18 protein-coding genes are annotated in these 21,413 nt (G+C 42.3%); 17 read left to right on the top strand and 1 reads right to left on the bottom strand.

The annotated features are described in order from the left end of the window. Positions 1-81: 81 nt before the first annotated feature. Complete coding sequence (locus tag IRB79_RS20265) at positions 82-786, top strand: class I SAM-dependent methyltransferase (RefSeq protein WP_243509572.1); 705 nt, start codon at positions 82-84, stop codon at positions 784-786. Next, a complete protein-coding gene (locus IRB79_RS20260; protein WP_243504479.1) occupies positions 783-1,475 on the top strand; it encodes an AIM24 family protein in 693 nt (230 codons plus the stop codon). The genes IRB79_RS20265 and IRB79_RS20260 overlap by 4 nt, the downstream gene beginning before the upstream one ends. A 254-nt stretch (positions 1,476-1,729) precedes the next feature. On the opposite strand, the gene metA is transcribed toward IRB79_RS20260, so the two are convergent. Next, positions 1,730-2,638: a homoserine O-acetyltransferase MetA gene (gene metA / locus IRB79_RS20255; RefSeq protein ID WP_243504477.1), complete on the bottom strand. Its 909-nt coding sequence runs from the start codon at positions 2,636-2,638 to the stop codon at positions 1,730-1,732. Positions 2,639-2,818: 180 nt separating this feature from the next. Between metA and IRB79_RS20250 the strand changes: the two genes are divergently transcribed. The 15 genes from IRB79_RS20250 to IRB79_RS20180 all read left to right on the top strand — a co-directional run bounded on the left by IRB79_RS20250 (position 2,819) and on the right by IRB79_RS20180 (position 21,291). Continuing rightward, on the top strand, positions 2,819-4,507 hold the full coding sequence (locus tag IRB79_RS20250) for a formate--tetrahydrofolate ligase (protein WP_243504475.1): 1,689 nt from the start codon (positions 2,819-2,821) through the stop codon (positions 4,505-4,507). A gap of 13 nt (positions 4,508-4,520) precedes the next feature. Next, the gene (locus IRB79_RS20245; RefSeq protein WP_243504472.1) at positions 4,521-5,045 is read left to right on the top strand and encodes a hypothetical protein; all 525 of its coding nucleotides are present in this window, start codon (positions 4,521-4,523) and stop codon (positions 5,043-5,045) included. 229 nt (positions 5,046-5,274) lie between these two features. Next, positions 5,275-8,343 carry a GNAT family N-acetyltransferase gene (locus tag IRB79_RS20240; RefSeq protein ID WP_243504470.1) on the top strand — a complete coding sequence of 1,023 codons (3,069 nt, stop codon included), beginning with the start codon at positions 5,275-5,277 and terminating at the stop codon, positions 8,341-8,343. A 10-nt stretch (positions 8,344-8,353) separates the two neighbouring features. Continuing rightward, positions 8,354-9,208, top strand: coding sequence for an amidohydrolase family protein (locus tag IRB79_RS20235; protein WP_243504468.1), 855 nt, complete (start codon positions 8,354-8,356; stop codon positions 9,206-9,208). A 97-nt stretch (positions 9,209-9,305) separates the two neighbouring features. Continuing rightward, entirely contained in the window at positions 9,306-10,154 is an 849-nt protein-coding gene (locus IRB79_RS20230; protein WP_243504466.1) for a DegV family protein, read from the top strand. A gap of 181 nt (positions 10,155-10,335) precedes the next feature. Beyond that, a complete protein-coding gene (locus tag IRB79_RS20225) occupies positions 10,336-10,980 on the top strand; it encodes an HD domain-containing protein (protein WP_243504464.1) in 645 nt (214 codons plus the stop codon). After that, positions 10,977-12,857 carry an ABC-F family ATP-binding cassette domain-containing protein gene (locus IRB79_RS20220; protein WP_243504462.1) on the top strand — a complete coding sequence of 627 codons (1,881 nt, stop codon included), beginning with the start codon at positions 10,977-10,979 and terminating at the stop codon, positions 12,855-12,857. The genes IRB79_RS20225 and IRB79_RS20220 overlap by 4 nt, the downstream gene beginning before the upstream one ends. Positions 12,858-12,975: 118 nt before the next feature. Then, positions 12,976-14,112 carry a conserved virulence factor C family protein gene (locus IRB79_RS20215; protein WP_243504460.1) on the top strand — a complete coding sequence of 379 codons (1,137 nt, stop codon included), beginning with the start codon at positions 12,976-12,978 and terminating at the stop codon, positions 14,110-14,112. A gap of 364 nt (positions 14,113-14,476) precedes the next feature. Further along, entirely contained in the window at positions 14,477-16,147 is a 1,671-nt protein-coding gene (gene ilvD, locus IRB79_RS20210; RefSeq protein WP_430538220.1) for a dihydroxy-acid dehydratase, read from the top strand. Between the two features lie 200 nt (positions 16,148-16,347). Beyond that, complete coding sequence (locus tag IRB79_RS20205; protein WP_243504457.1) at positions 16,348-16,782, top strand: BrxA/BrxB family bacilliredoxin; 435 nt, start codon at positions 16,348-16,350, stop codon at positions 16,780-16,782. A 79-nt stretch (positions 16,783-16,861) separates the two neighbouring features. Further along, complete coding sequence (locus tag IRB79_RS20200) at positions 16,862-17,635, top strand: class I SAM-dependent methyltransferase (protein WP_243504455.1); 774 nt, start codon at positions 16,862-16,864, stop codon at positions 17,633-17,635. A 318-nt stretch (positions 17,636-17,953) separates the two neighbouring features. Beyond that, the gene (locus IRB79_RS20195) at positions 17,954-19,132 is read left to right on the top strand and encodes an LL-diaminopimelate aminotransferase (RefSeq protein WP_243504453.1); all 1,179 of its coding nucleotides are present in this window, start codon (positions 17,954-17,956) and stop codon (positions 19,130-19,132) included. Between the two features lie 20 nt (positions 19,133-19,152). After that, on the top strand, positions 19,153-19,740 hold the full coding sequence (locus tag IRB79_RS20190) for a YpjP family protein (protein WP_243504451.1): 588 nt from the start codon (positions 19,153-19,155) through the stop codon (positions 19,738-19,740). Positions 19,741-19,849: 109 nt separating this feature from the next. Beyond that, positions 19,850-20,431, top strand: coding sequence for a TerD family protein (locus tag IRB79_RS20185; protein ID WP_035331375.1), 582 nt, complete (start codon positions 19,850-19,852; stop codon positions 20,429-20,431). Between the two features lie 86 nt (positions 20,432-20,517). Further along, positions 20,518-21,291 carry a TerC family protein gene (locus IRB79_RS20180; RefSeq protein ID WP_243504448.1) on the top strand — a complete coding sequence of 258 codons (774 nt, stop codon included), beginning with the start codon at positions 20,518-20,520 and terminating at the stop codon, positions 21,289-21,291. Positions 21,292-21,413 lie beyond the last annotated feature (122 nt).

The raw sequence follows: 21,413 nt of genomic DNA, 5'->3' as shown, positions 1-21,413 counted from the left end.
GGTATTTCTGATAATCTTAGCGAATTTAAAATATTGGAAACTTTTTTTATGAACAATCGTATGCATACACGGGGGGATATGATGAGCACTTTTAACTGGTCTGCAGAAGCAGAGAAGCTTTGGGATGAAAATTCGGAATCATGGAATGCAAAAAGCGCGTCAATGTGGGAGGAAGGGAGCCGAAAGGATATCATCTCCTTCTTCGAAAAGCATGTCAAAAAGGGATCTGCCGTATGTGACCTTGGATGCGGAGATGGGTATGGTTCATACAAACTTGCTTTGGCTGGCTATAAGGTTATCGGGATTGATGTCTCTGAAGAGATGATACATAAAGCAGAAAAATTGAACGAAAAAACTGGTGCGGTATTTAAGAAAGAAGACATTTCAGATCTTTCCCTTGAAGAGAATGCGCTTGATGCGGTCCTTGCCATCAATTCATTGGAATGGACAGAGAGCCCGCTGGATGTAATAAAAGAAATTCGGCGAACTGTTAAGCCGGGCGGAAGGGCGTGTATAGGCATTCTTGGTCCAACAGCTGCACCCCGGGCTAACAGCTACGGCAGGCTCTATAAGGAAAAAGTTATCTGCAATACCATGATGCCGTGGGAATTTGAACGCCTTGCAAAAGAGAACGGATGGTCAAAGATTGATGAACTGGGTGTTTATAAAAAAGCATCAGACCAGCTTTCAAAAGGCTCGCTGACAGATGAGCTAAAGCAATCATTATCTTTTATGTGGATCTTTATGCTTGAAAACAAGAAAAATGAAGGGATGGGGAAAGAATGAGCAGATATTCAATTGAAGAGTTTGTAAATCAGACGAAACAGCAGGATAAAGGAGAAGGATTATTTGAACTTGAAACACCAAGGATGCTCGAAATTAATTTAACCAGCCAGGTTTGGGCTAAAGCAGGCGGGATGGTCTCCTACCGCGGCCAAATTAAGTTTGAGCGCGAAGGGATACTCGAGCATGGCTTAGGAAAAATGTTCAAAAAGGCACTCACTGGAGAAGGCACAGCTTTAATGAAAGCTACGGGAAACGGAAAGCTGTACCTTGCAGACCAGGGGAAGAAAATTTCAATTCTGAATCTCGATGGAGATGCCATCTTTGTAAATGGAAATGATCTGCTTGCATTCGAGCCTTCCATCAGCTGGGATATTAAGTTAATGAAGAGGATGGCGGGCATGCTTGCAGGAGGTTTGTTCAATGTCCGTTTAGAAGGAACAGGAATGGTGGCTATCACTTCTCACTATGAGCCGCTGACACTTTTGGTTACTCCTGATAATCCGGTATATACCGATCCGAATGCGACAGTTGCATGGTCAGGTACACTGCAGCCGGAATTTGTGACAGATATCTCATTTAAAACATTCCTTGGAAGAGGAAGCGGAGAGTCGATCCAAATGAAGTTTTCAGGTGACGGTTTTGTAGTAGTTCAGCCATTTGAAGAAGTGTATTATGCTCAGCAATCATAAGGAAAAGCGGAAGCGCCTTGCTCACCCCCGACCAGCACAAGACGAGCCTTCCGGAAAGGCGTTCTTTGCCTTTTTGGGAGGGGCGGCTTGTGACCTCGAGGGGGTAGGCACTGGAGCTGGACAGTAATCGAAGTTCAAAATTTTATACTTTCTTATTTTAAGGAAAAGCCGGTTTTTGAGAGGGGTAACCTCTGATATAAACCGGCTTTTTTCATGCTTTTTGCTGCAAATTAAGTTATCCGTTCACTGCACTATTAATCCCACTCGTAAGGAGTTTCCTGGTAAACATAGTAGTTCAGCCAGTTGGAAAACATTAAATGGGCATGTGACCGCCATTTATTATGGGGGGTTCTGCCAGGATCATCATTCGGGAAATAATGTTTTGGCACGGGAACCTGCAGGCCTCTGGTTCTGTCTCTTGTGTATTCTTCTGCAAGTGTGCCTGCTTCATATTCCAGGTGTCCTGTTACCATGATTTGTCTTCCGCCGTTCGCACTCATGATGAAAGGACCCGCTTCCTCAGATGATGACAGAAGCTTGACTTCCGGGTGTTTCAGCAATTGCTCTGTATAAACATCCGTATGGCGCGAATGCGGAGCAAAGTAGATATCGTCGAATCCTCTCAATAATTTTTCGCTTCTGTCATGGACTTCATGAAGATAAACACCTGAGCATTTTTCAGGCAGCTCATATTTTCCGATTCCAAAGTGATAAAATAACGCAGCCTGTGCTCCCCAGCATATATGCAGGGTGGAAGTAACATTCGTTTTCGTCCACTCCATTATTACGGTTAGTTCCTCCCAATAATCCACTTCTTTAAAGTTGAGAAGCTCTACAGGTGCTCCAGTTATGATCATCCCGTCAAATTTGCGGTTTCGAACCTGCTCAAACGTCGTATAGAATTGTTCGAGATGCATAGGACTGGTGTTTTTTGATTGATGTGTGGCAGTTTTTAAAAACGAGATGTTCACCTGTAAAGGTGTATTTCCAAGGAGTCTTAATAGGTGTGCTTCGGTTTTTTCTTTTTCAGGCATTAAATTCAGGATGAGGATATTTAATGGGCGAATATCCTGCTGTTTGGCACGGTCCTCATCCATGATAAATATATTTTCTTCCTCTAAAATCTCCCTTGCAGGAAGCAGCTTAGGAATTTTTATTGGCAAGTGATCATCTCCCTGTGCAAAAATTCAATTAAACTTATTATAAAGACGATTCAAAATTGTATCAATGCTTTACTGTGTGAAAATGCGAAAATATCAAAAGTAAATGACAATATTTCGATTCAGGGGTGGTACAATATAGCTGTAAGGAACCTATACATATTGGATTCTAGGGGGATAAAAATGAATGTGAAACCGATTGTGAAATCAGACATTGAAATTGCCCAGGCATCTGCAATGAAGCCCATTGCGGAAATAGCTGAAAAAATCGGACTCTTAGAGGATGATCTGGAGCTTTTCGGCAAGTATAAAGCAAAATTATCCGCAGACACCTTAAAAAAATTAAGCACGAAAGAAAGCGGAAAAATAATTCTTGTCACTTCCATTAATCCGACACCTGCAGGAGAAGGTAAATCCACAGTAACAGTCGGTCTTGCCGATGCTTTTAACAGACTTGGCAAAAAAGCTATGGTCGCAATGAGGGAACCTTCTCTGGGGCCAACAATGGGAATTAAGGGCGGAGCAACCGGCGGAGGGTATTCACAGGTTCTGCCGATGGAAGACATCAATCTGCATTTTACCGGTGATCTTCACGCAATCACTACTGCCAATAATGCCTTGGCTGCCCTGATTGATAATCACCTCCAGCAGGGGAATCTGTTAAATATTGACCAGAGAAGGATTGTATGGAAGCGTGCCTTGGATTTGAACGACCGCGCATTAAGAAAAATCGTCATTGGCCTTGGAGGGCCTGTACAAGGTGTTCCGAGGGAAGATGGATTTGATATCACCGTTGCTTCAGAGATTATGGCCGTCTTATGCCTTGCATCTGACCTTCAGAACCTGAAGGAAAGACTAGGAAAAATGGTTATAGCCTATAATTATGATAAACAGCCGGTAACAGTGGCCGATCTTGGAGTTGAAGGTGCTCTTACCTTGCTTCTTAAAGAATCGGTCAAACCGAATCTGGTGCAGACTATTGAACATACACCGGCATTGGTTCATGGCGGCCCGTTTGCCAATATTGCTCATGGCTGCAACAGTGTGATTGCAACTGCCGCTGCCTCCAAGCTGGCTGACTATGTAGTGACAGAAGCCGGTTTTGGCGCGGATCTTGGTGCTGAAAAGTTTTTAAATATTAAAGCCAGAACCGAAGGCATTGACCCTGAAGCAGTGGTTATTGTAGCTACAATCCGTGCTCTAAAAATGCATGGCGGTTTGTCAAAAGCTGAATTGGGCAAGGAAGATACTGAAGCACTCACGAGAGGCTTCGCTAATTTAAAAAAGCATATTGAAACAATTGAAAGCTTTGGGCTTCCGTATGTAGTGGCCATTAACCGGTTTATTTCCGATAGCGAGAATGAGATTGCGGTCCTCACAGATCTTTGCAATGAGGCCGGCATGCCAGTGGCACTGACAGAGGTTTGGGAAAAAGGCGGGCAGGGAGGAATTGAGCTGGCCGAGAAGCTCCTGGGAATTTTGGATGAAAAAACAGCGAAGTTCAGCCACCTTTATGATTTATCTTTGCCTCTTGAGGAGAAAATTCTAACAGTAGCCCAGACGGTTTATGGCGCAAGTAAAGTGGAATACTCAACCAAAGCCAAAAAGCAGATAAGAGACTTTGAAAACTTTGGCTGGGGCGTCCTGCCGGTTTGTATGGCTAAAACACAATATTCATTATCTGATGATCCTTCAAAGCTTGGAAGGCCATCAGATTTTACCATTACTATACGTGAGCTGAAGCCATCCATTGGTGCAGGATTCATTGTAGCACTCACCGGTGATGTGATGACTATGCCTGGATTGCCTAAAGCCCCTGCAGCCATGAACATGGATGTAGATGAAGATGGGAATGCTGTCGGCCTATTTTAAGGGGGATTAGCCCATGTTTGACCCAACGGCCTTTGAGAATATGAAGGTTGTAATGGAAGGCGGATTTTATGACCGGGATCTGGACGGTGAAATAAGAATTGTTGATCGAAATGATATTTTAAACTCAGCTAAAATGAGCAGGAGGTATGACATTACTTTCACAGATATTGCAAAAGGATTGGCGGAGATTTTCTGTACCTTTACAATGGAAGCGGGACTGGATAATCTCGCAGCTGAGCTATTGCCTCAAGTGAAATCTGAGAAGCTGGCAGGCTGCCGGATTTATGTGAAATTTACAATTAAACATCCAAAAGATTCCCAAGTGTTTCTGGAAATCCGTGAAGTTCTGCGTCATATCTGGGGCATCGGACGGAAGGTCGAACAGACCGTGAAATACAACCCTGAAAATGCCCTGGCCGAAACAGAAACCGTCATCTCTTTTAACCGTCTTATTCATGAAGAGCAAATAGATGATTTGAATAAAATGATCTCTTATATGACCGCTTCTATGGAAGCTTTAAGAAAAATTCAATTTTAAAATGTATGCGCCTTGCTCACTAAAAGCAAGGCGTTTTTTTGTATAAAATTTATACGGGAAATTCAAAATTATATTTACAATCACATACTCTGATAATACGATTAAGAAGGAATGGAAAAACATTCCGAAAAATACCAAAAGGAGGAGAGGCAAATGGTTATGGTTATCATTGCAGGAAAAGGAATTGAGAAGGGTAGACAAGACGTAACCTAGTCAGGAGGACAAAGGTATGATTCAAAGTACAGACAAAATAGTCATTGCAGAGTATCATGAGAGCTTTGCGGCAGGAATCGCAAAAATGTGGAACTTGAGCAGAGACAGCTGGGGCGGAGATACCAGTGTAATGACTGAAGAACAAGTGAAAACGAAGGAAGCGAATAATGGCAATATTACTTTATACTTAGCCCTGGATGGTGAAGAGGTCGTAGGCTATTGCGGGTTATCGGAATATAAAGAAGATACGGGTTCCTTATATATACCTCTTTTAAATGTAAGGCCGGATTACCATGGACGGAAAATAGGAAAAATGCTTGTGCAGAAAGCGCTGCAAAAAACAATTGAATTGGGCTGGCCACGCCTTGACTTATATACATGGCCAGGAAATGTGAAAGCTGTCCCGCTTTACAAAAAATGCGGTTTCTTCTGGGAAGACAGAGATGATACAACACACTTAATGAATTTTATTCCGGCTGTTCACCAGACACAGCTTTTGAAACCTGCGCTAGAAAAGCTTGATTGGTATAGCAGCAGCATGAGAGAAATTGACGTGAAGCCAGATGGGATCAAAGAAAGCGGCTTTACATTTTACGAGTATATATGGGAAAGCGGGGAAGAGTCTGCAAGAATCAGATTTGAAAGAACCGGCAGAGGAATCAGTTTAATAGAAACGAATGATTATCTTCTAGAACTATCCATGGATCATCATGAAGTAATCGAAAATGAAATCCAAAATTTCCAGCTCACACTCATAAATAAGACGGAAAGTCCTGTTTCTTTTAAGGCTGAAGGGAATAACCAGGGAAGAGTCGAAGCTGTTTTCGAGCATGAAATGATGGCTGAAAGTGACGCGGTAATTACCGGACAATTCATAGTGCATGAAGGGGAAGAGCCCAGTGTCTGGAAAACACATCCTTCATTAGACATTAAGGTGTGGGTAAATGGTGAGGAGTGTGAATTGCGCCTGGGTCTGCTGCCTAAGCAGCCAGCCAAAATTACAGGCGGTTCAAAAGGGAATCTCAGATTTATAAATCAGGAAGCTGAATTGGAAATTGAGGTAGAGAACAACCTGGAAGAAGACGCCGTATTTCACCTTTCAATTCCTGTAAGTGATCTTGTCGAATTACAAAAGCGGGAGTTTCGAATAAAGCTTCACAAAAAAGGGCGTAAGCTGCTGAAGGTGCCTTTCATTGTGAAAAAATATGGCTTCTATCAGCCGGAAATGACGATATTGGCAACAAAGGAGAATGGGGGTGAACTCGCTTTTACAAGCAGCTCGGTGGGCATTCCCCTTAAAAGCTTTGGTCAAAAGTTCGGAGGAGAGTCAAAGGATTATTGGCATATCTGCAATGGAATCTGCCAGGTGAATATCCGAAAATTGGATTATAAAATAACGGCTGGCAGGAACGAAAGTGTTAACCAGCCTTTTGCGTTTTTTGCTCCTAGACTTGGGAAACCCTATTCAACTGAATTTTCAAAGGCAAAGCCGGTGGCAGCAGAGTGGTTCACAGATGACACTGCCATCAACTTCAAATTGGTATTCAAGTCTGAAGCTTTTACAGGAATTCTTGTATCATTGTATACATCCCTATATGGTGAAGGCCTTGTTAAAGTATGGGCTGAATTGACAAACGAAGGGGATGAAAAATATGAGAACCTATATTTCAGCCAGCCGCTATATTATGAAATGCAACAGCCATATTTTCCGTTGGAAAATGAAGTAATCGAGTTTTCTGACATAAGAGAATTGGGGTTCATGGAGTTATCAGGTATAACCGAAAATTGGTTTTTCGCCAATCATAACGGCGAGCCGGTTGGATTCTGCTGGCCCAAAAATGCGAAGTCCAATCCGGATGGGTGGCAATTTTACTATCAGCAGGAAACTGGCTGTTTTGAATCGGGGGATCAGATGGTATTGGCACCTGGCTATTTATCAATAGGAGCTTTCCGGACATGGGAAGAAATGCAGCATTTTGCAGGTGTGGAGACAGAGTATGAAAAAAATGTACACAATGAAAAAGCGCTGATTATCAATAGGGGAAATCCAGTTGCAAAAGAACAGGAAACAGCAGAGTTCACTCTTAAAACATACCGTTCAAGTTATCTTAATGGCACTATTGATTTATATTTAAATACAGATAAAAAACAAACCTCAAATTTCAGTCAAGAACAGGAATTAAGGGTATTTAAATCGAATTTTCCTATTAAGGATACGGAACCTTTATCTATTATAAATGCTGATATTACCCTTGACAGTGAAAAGAAGCATGTAAGAGAACTCCTGCTTGTACCCCGGGGAAATGTCCGTATGTTTACGGAAGAGCATGGCGGCAAGACTGTTTATATCATGGATAACGGCATCATTAGATTAAAAGGTGCACCGGATTTTTATCCTGGATTATTCTCATTAACCTATAAAAAGCGGGAGTGGCTTGATTCTTCCTTTCCCGAACCGGTTCCCAAAGGATGGTGGAATCCTTGGGCTGGCGGCATGAAAACTGTGCCATCGCAAATGAGTGTGTTCTCGCTATTGAAGGAGACATCTTTTGCTGAATTTACCAGTGTTAAAGATACGTATGGAAACGAATGGTCTGCATTGGCCATCCATACGAAAGTTGTCCATCACCCCGTATGGAGAGGCCTTGAATATACACTGTATTTCGCGCTATTGCCGGGAGTGCCGCTACTTGCCCATTGGGTAAAAGCGGAGAATGCAGGCGGGAAGTATCTGGCAAATGAAAAATGGATCACAGATTTATTTATATCCGGAGGCTCATTAAAGGATCTTACTCTTACAGTAAGTGACAAAGGTACAGAATCAGCATATCAGGCCGGAGTTGAGGAGCAGTCATTTGTTCTTACAGATGGATCCCGTATTTCCAGCTGCCGATCCCCTGAAAAAATGTATGTAACGAGAAGTAAAGATAATGAATTCCTTGGAGCATATATGAATAAAGAAGTATTCGAAGTTATTTCTGAAAGAAAAGCAGATTCGTTGGCCAAACCGGGCTTTATTGCATTTGATGAAAGAAGCTTCGAGGGCAGGGTGCTTAATAGACTCCACAACCTGGAATTCCGCTAAAGGAGAAATTATGAAAGTCATAGATGCACATATTCATTTTTCTGATATTACATCATTTCATCATACTGCCAATGAACTCTCATTTGTAGATTATTCATATTATGGGCACCAGCAGGAGTTCCAAAAAGCAAATGTAGTTTTGAGCATTGCAATGGGACTTACTGAAACAGAAAATATGGGCTTTCCGGATTATGAAGCAAGAACACCTATGGGGCTTGACCTGGATGATAAGATACCGGCTAATGTTGTTTACTGCGCTGGCATCAATCCATATGATCTCAATGAAGGGGCTCTTCAAAGGCTGGAGGATGATCTGAAAAAGCCTAACGTGGCAGGGATTAAGATTTACCTGGGGTATTATCCTTTCTACGCCTATGATGAGGTTTATGAACCTGTGTATGCACTCGCTGCAAAATATGGAGTTCCTGTTGTATTTCATACAGGGGATACTTATTCAGAGAGGGGATTGCTTAAGTATTCTCACCCCCTTGCTATTGACGAGGTTGCTGTTAAACACCGGAATGTCAATTTCATAATGGCTCATTTCGGAGATCCATGGACGCTGACGGGAGCTGAAATCATATACAAGAATCCTAATGTCTATGCCGATCTTTCAGGCCTGATTGTCGGAACAGAAAAAGAATTGAAGAAGCGCAGCGAAGGAATATTTTTGGATCATCTGAGGCATGCTTTAGTGTTTGCAGATTCTTACGATAAATTGCTGTTTGGAACCGATTGGCCGCTTGCGCCAGTGGGCCCATATATTGAATTTATTAAAGAACTCATACCTGAAGAGCATCATGAAGATGTTTTTTACAATACCGCTATAAAGGTTTTTCCTAAAATCAAGCCTTTTCTGCCATAGAACCTGCGGCTGGAAGAGAAATCTTTCACTTCCGGCCTTTCAAATAGTCTTATTTACATACATACACGTATAAATATCTTAAAAGGGGGCGGCTTTAGTGGCTAAAATTGCATGGGTAACAGACAGCACGGCTTTTTTAAATAACGAGTTAAGAAACCATCCTCACTTGTACCAGATTCCAATGACCATCATTATGGATGACAAAGAATTTACTGATGGGGTTGATTTAACACCGGAAGAACTTTATGCGAGTTTAAAAACCCTGGATACCCCTCCAAAAACTTCCCAGCCATCCATCGGCGCTTTCAGGGATTTATACGAAAATCTGCAGAAGGACTATGACTGTATCATCGCTGTTCTTGTATCGGCAAAGCTCAGCGGGACCGTTTCTTCCAGTGAACAGGCCGCCCAGCTGGTTGATATACCAGTACACAGCATAGACTCCAAGATATTATCATACCCTTTAACAAGATTAATCCTTAAAGGGATGGAATTAGCAGAAGCCGGACTGGATATTAAAGACATTATCCGCAGGCTTGAGGCACTTCGAGATACAGGCGAAACATATGTCCTCATTGGGAGTCTTGAACAGCTTCATAGAAGCGGCAGGATGTTCGGAGTCCAATTTTTCCTGGGCAGCATGCTAAATGTAAAGCCGATCATTTCCGTTCATGATGGTGAATTAAGCGTAAAGGAGAAAGCCAGAAGCGAGAGAAAGGCAAAAGACAAAATTGTGAAGCTGCTGAGGGATGCACATGAGAGAAAACCGCTGAAGGAAGTATTCATCCTATACGGTTTACATCCGGAAGAAGCGGAAACTTGGAAGAAGGAACTCCAGGGAGAATTTACTGGAGTTGAATTTGGATGCTATTCTTTGGGGGCCACCATTGGCGTCCATGCAGGAGAAAATACACTTGGCATCAGCTGGCTGAATGGCCTGGAATAAAATAGTGTAGGGACCTGGTGCAGGAAATCAAATACTGGTTTTCTGCACCATTTTTTTATCGGTGCTGTCTGTAATAATGGATCTATTAAATTCTTCTATAGATATAGTATGACCTTGCCATCGTTTCTTTTTGAGACTAATGTTAAAATGGACAGTGGAGTTTGAAAGCAGGTGAAATAATGTGGAAAAAATTATACATATAACAGAAAAATTTGTCCGGGATACACTCGGAGAAGATACAACCGGGCATGACTGGCATCATATTGAGCGGGTGCGAAAGATTGCCCTTTACATAGCCAAAAAGGAACAAGCAGGAGATTCTTTTTTAATTGAAATGGCAGCGTTGCTTCATGATATACCCGATGCAAAGCTGAACACTTCAAAGGAATCGGGAGAAAGGAAGCTATCTGATTTTCTGCAGGAAATTGAGATCGCAGAAGAAGCTTCCAGCAGCATTAAGACAATTATTGATTCAGTTTCTTTTAAAGGCGGCAATAACCAGAAGGTCTTAAGCGTGGAAGCCAAAATAGTCCAGGATGCGGACCGATTGGATGCGATTGGTGCTGTGGGGATTGCACGAGCATTTGCCTATGGCGGCAAAAAAGGGCAGCCGATTTATGATCCCTGCCTTGAAATCAGAAAGGAAATGACAGAAGATGAATACCGGAATGGGAAGTCATCATCAATTAATCATTTTTACGAAAAGCTATTGAAGCTGAGAGACCTGCTGAATACTGACACTGCCAGGGAAATGGCAGAAGAGCGACATCAAATGATGGAGCAGTATCTGCATCAATTTTTTAAAGAATGGAATGGTCAAGCATGAAGATGATCTCTGTGGAAAATGTTACAAAAACATATGGAGAGAAAGAACTTTTTACTGATATATCTTTTACAATCGCTGAAAAGGAAAGAGCAGGATTGATCGGTGTAAACGGTACAGGGAAATCTTCCCTGCTGAAAGTGATTGCCGGTGTTGACCTGCCAGACTCTGGAGAAATAGTCACGCCGAGAGATTACACCATTTCATATTCAGCACAGCAGTCTGAACTGAACTATGATTTAACGGTTCTCGAGCAGGTTTTTGCAGGAGATGCGCCAATTCTTGTACTGCAGAGAGAATATGAACAAGCCCTGTTGGAGCTTAGAATGCACCCTGAAGATTCAGACATTCAGCAAAATCTTTTTGAACTTCAAAAAAGAATGGATACCCTTGATGCCTGGGAAGTGAACACCGATGCAAAAACGATACTCACTAAGCTGGGTATCGAGGAGTTCAGCAAAAAGATTGGAGAGCTTTCTGGCGGGCAAAAAAAACGGGTTGCGCTGGCGCAAGTACTGATCCAGTCACCTGACTTGCTGATTCTTGACGAGCCGACAAATCATCTTGATTTTGAATCGGTCAAATGGCTGGAAGAATATCTGGGCAGGTACAGGGGGGCGCTGCTCCTTGTAACACATGACCGTTATTTCCTTGACCGGGTTACAAATAGAATGTTTGAACTTGAAGGCGGAAATCTATACAGCTATAAAGGGAATTATGCTGCATTCCTTGAAGCAAAGGCGGTAAGAGAGGAAAATGAGGCAGCAGCCATTGATAAGCAGAAAAATCTATTCAGAAGGGAACTGGAATGGATCAGACGAGGTGCAAAAGCCCGTACCACCAAGCAAAAGGCCAGAATTCAGCGGTTCGAAACCCTTGACAGCCAGCTTGCTTCAGTTAAATCCTCCGAAAAATTGGATATGTCCCTAAGCGGCAGCCGCCTCGGAAAACAGGTATTTGAACTCGAATCTGCTTCAAAAAAGTACGGCACTCAAAGGATTCTGGATCAGTTTGATCTTCTTGTAAAACCAGGAGATAGAATAGGGATTATTGGAAGAAATGGAACAGGGAAATCTACTCTGCTTAACATACTGGCAGGCAGGATTCCGCTTGACTCAGGTAAGCGCATTATTGGGCAGACGGTAAAAATCGCTTACTATACCCAGGAGAGCGAAGATATGGATGAGAACAGGCGCATGATCGAATATCTCAAAGAAACAGCAGAAGTGGTTGAAACTTCCGATGGCAAAACGATTTCTGCAGCTCAAATGCTTGAGCGCTTTCTATTTCCGGCGTATTCTCACGGCACTCCTATCCGCAAGCTTTCCGGAGGGGAAAAACGCAGGCTGTATTTATTAAAAATCTTAATGTCTGAGCCTAATGTTCTTCTTCTTGATGAGCCGACCAATAACCTTGATACCCAAACCCTGACGGTTCTCGAAGATTATCTTGAAGATTTTCCTGGCGTAGTCATAACAGTTTCACATGACCGCTACTTCCTGGATAAAGTGGCTGAGCAGCTTCTTGTATTAAAAGGAGAGGGCAAAATCGAATCCTACTATGGAAATTACAGTGAATTTCTTGAAAGCGAGAATGCAAAGCCTGTTCAGGAAATTGATCCTGCCCCCAAAAAAGCGAGGGAAACTAAGCCTAAAAAGAAGAGAATGAGCTACAAAGAAAAAAAGGAATGGGAAGAAATCGAGGGTAAAATTGAAGCGGCTGAAACCCGTCTCGAAGCGATCGCCTCTGAAATGGCCAGCATCGGGAGCGACTTTGAAAAGGGCCAGGCTTTAGTAGATGAAGAAACCAATCTGAATGAAGAGCTTGAATACTTAATCGAGAGATGGAGCTACCTATCAGAGACAGCTGAGAATGAGTGATGCATACCCGGAGTAATCTCCGGGTTTTTTTTCAAAAGCGCCTAAAATGCCTCGTAAATTTCCTTATGTTAAAATAAAATCAGTTACCATCGTGAATATATAAAAAAGGGTGATACTTTTGAAAATAAAAGCAATCGAGCCAACACCAAGTCCAAATACAATGAAGGTTATTCTTGATGAAGAGCTTCCGATGGGTAAAGCCAATAATTATAAAAAGGATAAAAAAGAAGGAGCTCCACAGATTATTCTTGATATTCTTGAAATCGAAGGAATCAAAGGGGTTTACCATGTTGCCGATTTCCTTGCTGTCGAAAGAAATGCCAAATATGACTGGAAAGAGCTTCTCCCTCAAGTAAGATCCGCTTTTGGCGAGGATATAGAAAATGAAGGGCCGGAAGAAAACGGGATCGATGAACATTTTGGTGAGGTACAGGTGTTAGTCCAAATGTATAAAGGAATCCCCATGCAGGTGAAACTGACTGATGGCACGGAAGAAAAGCGTTTTGCACTTCCTGAAAACTATATCAAAGCTGTTTCAGAGGCTCAGGATCCTGCTGATAATGTTGTCATGGTCCGCAAGTGGAAAGAATTCGGTGTCCGCTATGGAGACTTTGACCAGGTTGGACATGATATTGTAGAAGAACTAATGGCTGCCTATCCAGAAGGAAGACTCCAGATACTTGTGAAAATGGCAAAAAACCCTGATAAAACGGAGGAAAAACTCGCACGTTCCCTTTTTAAACTGTCTGTCGAAGATCTGAATTCCCCAGATTGGCGGGAGCGCTATCAAAAACTCGAACAGATGGATGATCCTGAACTGGAGGACCTGCCTGTTCTTGAAAAAGCGCTTAAAGATGAGAAGGCTTCAATCAGAAGACTTGCTACAGTTTATCTTGGGATGATTGAGGATAAGAGTGTCCTGCCTCTCCTGTACCGAGCATTAAAGGATAAAACGGTCACTGTAAGACGTACAGCAGGGGACTGTTTGTCTGACCTGGGATTCGAAGAAGCAATGGACGCCATGAAGGAAGCATTGCAGGACGACAGTAAACTTGTACGCTGGCGTGCGGCCATGTTCCTTTACGAAGTGGGTGATGAAAGTGCGCTACCTGCTTTAAAAGCAGCAGAAGACGATCCGGAATTCGAAGTCAGCATGCAAATCAAATTGGCAATTGAAAGAATTGAACATGGAGAAGAAGCAAAAGGATCAGTTTGGAAACAGATGACTGAATCCCGAAAACAGGGCCAGGAATAATTTACGGGAAAAACCGCTCACAGAATGAAAATCTGGAGCGGTTTTTTTGTTGGGCATATATGGAATCGTTCCACGCTTCTTAGGAAGGATGGCAGTATGGTAATGACTGAAGCGAAATTGTGTGCCCGGCATTTTACAGAAGGTCCCAAATTAATGAATGTCATCACTTGCACACACTGCAGTTTCACTCATTTAAAGCGAAAAATTATATTAAATTTGTAAAAATTATTGAAATTATCCGAAAAAGGGTCTATATTGGAAAGAAAATATTTGGGAGCAGGAGGCTTATCATATTATTCCCATAGAATAAGAGATTATGAAACTAGGGTAAACGGAGGTATTACATACTATGACTGGCTCACAGATGAGAAGTGATATGATCAAAAAAGGAACAGACAGGGCTCCGCACCGCAGCTTGCTGCGTGCTGCCGGAGTAAAGGAAGAAGATTTCGGAAAACCATTTATTGCTGTGTGCAATTCCTATATTGATATCGTACCTGGACATGTGCATTTGCAGGAATTTGGTAAAATTGTTAAAGAAGCAATCCGTGAAGCAGGTGGCGTTCCATTTGAATTTAATACCATTGGAGTAGATGATGGAATTGCTATGGGCCATATTGGCATGCGCTATTCTCTGCCAAGCCGCGAAATCATTGCAGACTCACTTGAAACCGTTGTTTCTGCACACTGGTTTGACGGAATGGTCTGTATCCCGAACTGCGATAAAATTACGCCTGGAATGATGATGGGGGCTTTAAGGGTTAACATTCCAACCCTTTTTGTCAGCGGAGGCCCTATGAAAGCTGGCGTTGATTCAAGCGGAAAACCTTTATCTTTAAGCTCTGTCTTTGAGGGTGTAGGTGCCTTTGAATCTGGACAAATCGATGAACAAAAGCTTCTGGAAATTGAGCAGGTTGCATGTCCGACTTGCGGATCATGTTCCGGGATGTTCACTGCAAATTCCATGAACTGCCTTGCAGAAGGACTGGGTCTTGCGCTTCCTGGCAATGGCACGATTCTGGCAGTATCAGAAGAGAGAAAAGAATTTGTTAAACGTTCAGCCAAGCAGCTGATGGAATTAATCAAAAAAGACATCAAGCCTCGCGATATTGTTACAATTGATGCAATTGACAATGCGTTTGCCCTGGATATGGCAATGGGCGGGTCAACCAATACAGTTCTTCACACATTGGCACTTGCTCACGAAGCCGAAATTGAATATCCGATTGAACGTATTAATGAGATTGCTAACCGGGTTCCGCATTTAGCCAAGATTGCTCCTGCTTCAGATTATCATATTGAAGATGTTCATAATGCCGGTGGAGTAAGTGCGATCATTAATGAATTGCTTAAAAAGCCGGACGCCCTGAATGGAGATTGTCTGACAGTTACCGGAAAGCCGCTAAGGGAGAATGTAGCAGGCAGTGAAATCCTGGATAAAAATGTAATCCGAACTTTGGAGAATCCACATTCTGAACGCGGCGGGCTGGCAGTTCTGTTTGGAAATCTTGCTCCTGAAGGCTCAATTATAAAAGTCGGTGCTGTTGATGAGTCAGTAGGCGGATACCATAGAGGACCAGCCATCTGCTTTGATTCGCAGGAAGAGGCATTATCCGGAATCATTACCGGCAAAGTGCAGGAAGGCCATGTTGTAGTCATTCGATATGAGGGTCCTAAAGGAGGGCCTGGAATGCCGGAGATGCTTGCACCTACTTCCCAGATTGTCGGCCGTGGACTTGGGGCAAAAGTCGGCCTGATTACAGATGGCCGTTTCTCAGGCGCTTCTCGGGGAATCAGCATTGGACACATCTCTCCAGAGGCTGCTGAAGGCGGGCCTATTGCATTCGTGGAAAATGGAGATATCATTGAATTGGATTTGAATAACCGTACAATTAACCTGGAAATCTCAGATGAAGAATTTGAAAAACGCAAAGCCAATTGGAAAGGCTTCGAGCCAAAGGTCAAAAAAGGGTATCTTGCCCGTTATTCGAAGCTTGTGACTAATGCCAGCACAGGCGGCGTTATGAAAATTTAATAATGTTAAGAAAGCCGGTCATTTATGACTGGCTTTCTTGCTGATAAAAGCAATTGGCTCTAATGTATATGATTTGAAATTAGAAAACCATAATTTAACGATAAATAGACAGTAATACCCGGCATAGAAAAATTGCATAAAGATCATACGATATAGTATGCTTACTTTACAAACTTCAGCTTGAGGAGGAGGCAAATATTATGTCTATGGCATATGAAGAATATATGAAACAAATGGTAAAGCCGATGCGTGAGGAGCTTGTACAGGCAGGTTTTAAAGAGCTGACGGCTTCAGAAGGTGTAGAGCAGTTTATGGAAGGTCTTGAAGGGACAGCTCTTGTGGTTGTCAATTCAGTTTGCGGCTGTGCCGCTGGACTGGCTCGACCGGCTGCAACACAGGCCGTTTTACGCAGTGAAAAAAAACCTGATCATTTAGTGACGGTGTTTGCAGGACAGGATAAAGAAGCAACAGCTAAAATGCGCGAGTACTTTGATGGATATGAGCCTTCATCACCTTCTATGGCTCTTTTAAAAGGGAAGGAAGTTGTACACTTCATTCACCGCCATGATATTGAAGACCATTCCATGGAAGCGATCATGGAAAATCTTCTTGCTGCTTTTGAGGCGAATTGCTGAGAATAAAGAGATGAAACAAAACGGGGTGTCTGCTGGCACCCTTTTCTTATAGCAAGATTAAGAAATTCAGGTGATCATAATGATTATTACAACTGCCGGACGCACCAATGAAGCAATGGTAGAAAAAGCAAAAAAAATGGCCGAACAATTGGGAGCAGAATATATCAGCAGGAATAAAAGGTCTGTAGGAATGATCCAAAAACAAGTTCCTGAAGACTGCATAGTAGTTGGAAAAGAACGTTTGGAGCTTTTTCCGGTTGGTGAAAGCCAGCCATTCTTCTTTCATCCCAGTTCAGCGATGTTCAGAGTAAAACGTCTCCAAAAAGGAGAGGGTGATCCTTTTCTTCAGGCCGCCGGGCTTAAAGAAGGCAGCAGTATTCTCGATTGTACCCTTGGACTGGCCTCGGACAGCATAACAGCCAGTTATGCAGCAGGGAGTAAAGGCAAAGTTACAGGACTGGAAGGAAATAAATATCTTTCCTTCCTGGTGGCGAATGGGCTTAGACAATGGGACTCGGGACTTGAGAGTATGAATCAGGCAATGAGAAGAATAAAGGTGGAATCCTCAATGGCCCTTCCTTATTTGAAAAAATTGCCCCCTGACAGTTATGATGTTGTCTATTTTGATCCCATGTTTGAAGAAAAAATCCTTGAGTCAGAGGGGATTAAAGCACTAAGGAACTTTGCTGTTTATGAGGACCTGTCAGAGGAAGTTATTTTTCATGCAAAAAGAGCAGCCAGACAGAGAGTAGTTCTGAAGGATCACTTTAGAAGTTCCAGGTTTGCCCGATATGGCTTCAAAGTAATTGAAAGAAAGTCATCGAAATTTCATTTTGGTATAATTGAAAAATAAGAAAAGGTGCCTGAATACCAGGCACCTTCTTATTTAATCTGCGATGGCCAGGTAAACAAAGTAAGCCATCAGCAAAAGGCTTGCAATAACAAAGACAAGTGACCATTCCATCTGAATTTCCCCCTTTTTCATTTTCCTCGGCTTGAAGAACAAGATTTGTTCCTATTATTCCCGTTTTGCTGCTTTATAATCCGGCAATTATATTTTTCACTATATATCTATTGTTCTTTTTAACGATACATGAAATCAATTTAAATTTGGTTCGAAAAGAAGTATAATAGAAAAATAGAATTGAGATACATAGCGAGGAAGGATACTATGGAATTTCCTATTTCAAAAAGAATGGCTTCTTTTCCGGAAAGTGTTTTTGCGGAATTGGCCCAAATTAAGAATTCTAAACTTTCAGACGGGTTTCCGATGATTGATTTGAGCATTGGCAGTCCTGATTTGCCCCCTCCCGCTTTTGTTATGGAGGAATTAGCAAGAGGAACCCGGGAGCCAGAATTATATGGGTACTCGTTAACAGGCACAAATGAATTTCATTCTGCAGTCAGCAACTATTATAAACGGAATTTTGAAGTGGACCTTGAATCTTCAGAGGTGCTGCTTTTAATGGGTTCCCAGGATGGGCTGGTTCATTTGCCGATGGTTCTATGTGACCCTGGAGATTATATCCTTGTTCCGGACCCAGGATATACTGCTTATGCTGCAGGTGCAGCAATGGCTGGTGCACAAATGTACGGCATGCCATTAAAAAAGGAGAACAGCTTCCTTCCGGATTTTGATGAAATCCCTGAAGAGATCCTCTCAAACACGAAATTAATGATCCTGAATTTCCCCGGCAATCCTGTTCCTGCGATGGCGACAGAGGAGTTTTTCCTTCAGGCAATTCATCTTGCAAAGAAGTACGGCTTTGCAGTATTGCATGATTTTGCTTATTCGGAACTTTATTATGAGAAGAAACCTCTAAGTTTTTTGTCTGTTGCAGGGGCCTTGGATGTAGGGATTGAAATGAATTCACTATCAAAAAGTTTTAATATGGCAGGCTGCAGGGTGGCATATGCCGCAGGTAATCAGCAGCTTATTGCGCTGCTGGCCAATTTCAAATCCAATTTGGATTATGGAGTATTCTTGCCGGTGCAGTCAGCTGCAGTGAAAGCATTGAATGATCAGTCATCTTTTTTGCAGGACTTGAGAGAAACATATAGAAAAAGAAGAGATGTAATATTAAAAGAGCTGAAAAATATCGGGTGGGATATCGTCAAGCCAGAGGGGTCAATGTTCTTGTGGGCCGAGGTTCCATCTGGATACAGCTCCTCCAGGGATTTTGCGGTTGACTTAATTAACCGCGCCGGCGTAGTCGTAACCCCTGGAAGTGCTTTTGGCCAATGGGGTGAGGGATATGTTCGGATTGCACTTGTACAGCACGAAAGTGTATTAAGGCAGGCTGCCGCAAATATTGAAAAAAGTGGCATACTTAAGAAAATCCTTGCTTAGTAGAAAGGAAGGCGAAAAACATGCCGAATTGGCTGAGAAAATCCTTTGTTGTACTTGTTACCATTTTAACGTTTGGCCTCGTCACACCTTCTCAGGCATTTCTATATGAAAATACCAGCCAGTTAAAAGCCTCTAGAGCTTCCGATGTGGAAAACTCAGAAAACAGTGCAGAACTTGCTGAAGAGGAAGATATTAATTTTGATAAAGAAGACTTTATCAGGCAAATGCTTATAGAAGCTGAGGCACAATCGTATGAGAAGTTTGGCGCAAAGATAGGCCCTGTTATTGAAGATGAGTTTAACGAGGTAATACTTCCGAATATTGAGAAAGCCATCCAGGAGGTGGCGGTGCAATTTCCCGAAGAAAGCCTTGCTCACTTAAAGGTTACAGAAACACCGGGGGGCGGATTGTCGGAAAAAATCTTCCATATCACCAATAGCAAGGCGAATGAAGATGTCATTCGCTTCCATGTAAGAAGGGACCATCCTCCACAGCAGGGATACTGGTTTAATTTTCACTATCACACACACCATGATAATTTTCAGGCCCACCATGAACTTGGATCAATTTACTGGAATAAAAACACTCCGCCAAAATGGATGACTTAAAGATTGAAATAAATTCTGGAATATGAAAAAATATTTTTATGGATTATGAAACTTTTCATGATTTATACCGTAAAAACATTTATTCTACATAATGGAGGTTTGAGTTGAAATGGCAGTAAGCTTATCAAAAGGACAAAAAGTTGACTTAACAAAAACAAATCCAGGAATGAGTAAGGTAGTAGTAGGACTTGGATGGGACACGAATAAATATGATGGCGGAAATGACTTTGATTTGGATTCCTCCGTATTTCTGCTTGGAGATACTGGAAAAGTAACTTCTGAAAGCGACTTTGTTTTCTACAACAATACATCAGGCGCTAATGGTTCAGTTGTACATACTGGAGATAACCGTACAGGTGAAGGGGATGGCGATGATGAGCAGGTGAAAATTGACCTGGCTAATGTGCCAGCAAACGTTCAGCGCATTACATTCACAATCACCATCCATGACGGTGAAGCCCGCAATCAGAACTTTGGACAGGTATCAAATGCCTATGCAAGAATTCTGAATGAAGATACAGGCGAAGAATTGATCCGATATGACTTGGGTGAAGACTTCTCAATTGAAACTGCACTTGTAGTTGGAGAATTATACAGACATAACGGAGAATGGAAATTCAGTGCAATCGGAAGCGGATATCAGGGCGGATTGGCTGCACTGGCAAAAGATTTTGGTTTACAGGTTGGATAAATAAGAGGTATATTTGCTTAATAAGGCTCGGCAATGCCGGGTCTTTTATATGAAAAAGCAGACATCACCGGGAGGAATAATTTAGAATGGAAATATTAGAATCTATTTTGCATACATATTCTCAGTTCTTTAACTGGGAAATGTGGGTTGAAGCTTTATCAAAGCCGGAAAGCTGGGCACTGATAGGGACACTTGTAATTCTAGAAGGCCTATTATCTGCTGATAATGCGCTTGTTCTTGCTGTAATGGTAAAACACCTACCGGAAAAACAGCGGAAGAAAGCTCTTTTTTACGGTCTTTTAGGTGCTTACTTCTTCAGATTTATTGCAATCGGCATCGGTGTATTTTTAATTGAATTCTGGTATATCAAGGTCTTAGGTGCTGCCTACTTGGCTTGGCTTGCCATTAAGTATTTTATTGATAAGCGGCAAGCTGAGGAGGAAGGTGATGAACATGCAATAGAAGGTATCAATCAAAGAGGATTATTAATCCGCCTTTTCGGTACTTTCTGGGGAACTGTCATTGCAGTTGAATTGATGGATATTGCATTTTCCATCGATAGTATATTGGCTGCGCTTGGAGTCAGCCAGGAAATCTGGGTGCTGTTAATAGGCGGTATGCTTGGTATTATCATGATGCGTGGTGTAGCTGGCGTATTTTTGAAGCTGATTGACAGGGTGCCGGAGCTGGAAACCAGCTCATATATTCTGATCCTTCTTATTGCTGCTAAGATGCTTGCGAGTGCGGCTGGTATTCACATCGACCATATTTACTTCTTTATAGTATTGGTTATCGTGTTTGCTATTACTTTTATTGTACATGCGAGGAATGCAAAAAAAGAAGCTGCAGATCAGGGCTGAATCTAAATAATGTAACTGTATTGAGTTAAGAAGGGAACAGACAATTGTCCGCTCCCTTTTATTTTTATCTTTTTTGGGTAAAAAAGGAAGATGTTAGTATTTTAGTGAAGGAATGGAGCTGA

The organism is Cytobacillus oceanisediminis, assembly GCF_022811925.1.
Classification (GTDB): domain Bacteria; phylum Bacillota; class Bacilli; order Bacillales; family Cytobacillaceae; genus Cytobacillus; species Cytobacillus oceanisediminis_D.
The sequence above is the reverse complement of the archived record's forward strand: the minus strand, read 5'-3'. Positions and strand labels throughout refer to the sequence as shown.

Excerpts from the sequence above, each read along its gene's own strand:
- IRB79_RS20265 (WP_243509572.1), top strand. The coding sequence starts at position 82 with ATGAGCACTTTTAACTGGTCTGCAGAAGCAGAGAAGCTTTGGGATGAA.
- IRB79_RS20260 (WP_243504479.1), top strand. The coding sequence starts at position 783 with ATGAGCAGATATTCAATTGAAGAGTTTGTAAATCAGACGAAACAGCAG.
- IRB79_RS20250 (WP_243504475.1), top strand. The coding sequence starts at position 2,819 with ATGAATGTGAAACCGATTGTGAAATCAGACATTGAAATTGCCCAGGCA.
- IRB79_RS20245 (WP_243504472.1), top strand. The coding sequence starts at position 4,521 with ATGTTTGACCCAACGGCCTTTGAGAATATGAAGGTTGTAATGGAAGGC.
- IRB79_RS20240 (WP_243504470.1), top strand. The coding sequence starts at position 5,275 with ATGATTCAAAGTACAGACAAAATAGTCATTGCAGAGTATCATGAGAGC.
- IRB79_RS20235 (WP_243504468.1), top strand. The coding sequence starts at position 8,354 with ATGAAAGTCATAGATGCACATATTCATTTTTCTGATATTACATCATTT.
- IRB79_RS20220 (WP_243504462.1), top strand. The coding sequence starts at position 10,977 with ATGAAGATGATCTCTGTGGAAAATGTTACAAAAACATATGGAGAGAAA.
- ilvD (WP_430538220.1), top strand. The coding sequence starts at position 14,477 with ATGAGAAGTGATATGATCAAAAAAGGAACAGACAGGGCTCCGCACCGC.
- IRB79_RS20205 (WP_243504457.1), top strand. The coding sequence starts at position 16,348 with ATGTCTATGGCATATGAAGAATATATGAAACAAATGGTAAAGCCGATG.
- IRB79_RS20200 (WP_243504455.1), top strand. The coding sequence starts at position 16,862 with ATGATTATTACAACTGCCGGACGCACCAATGAAGCAATGGTAGAAAAA.
- IRB79_RS20195 (WP_243504453.1), top strand. The coding sequence starts at position 17,954 with ATGGAATTTCCTATTTCAAAAAGAATGGCTTCTTTTCCGGAAAGTGTT.
- IRB79_RS20190 (WP_243504451.1), top strand. The coding sequence starts at position 19,153 with ATGCCGAATTGGCTGAGAAAATCCTTTGTTGTACTTGTTACCATTTTA.
- IRB79_RS20185 (WP_035331375.1), top strand. The coding sequence starts at position 19,850 with ATGGCAGTAAGCTTATCAAAAGGACAAAAAGTTGACTTAACAAAAACA.
- IRB79_RS20180 (WP_243504448.1), top strand. The coding sequence starts at position 20,518 with ATGGAAATATTAGAATCTATTTTGCATACATATTCTCAGTTCTTTAAC.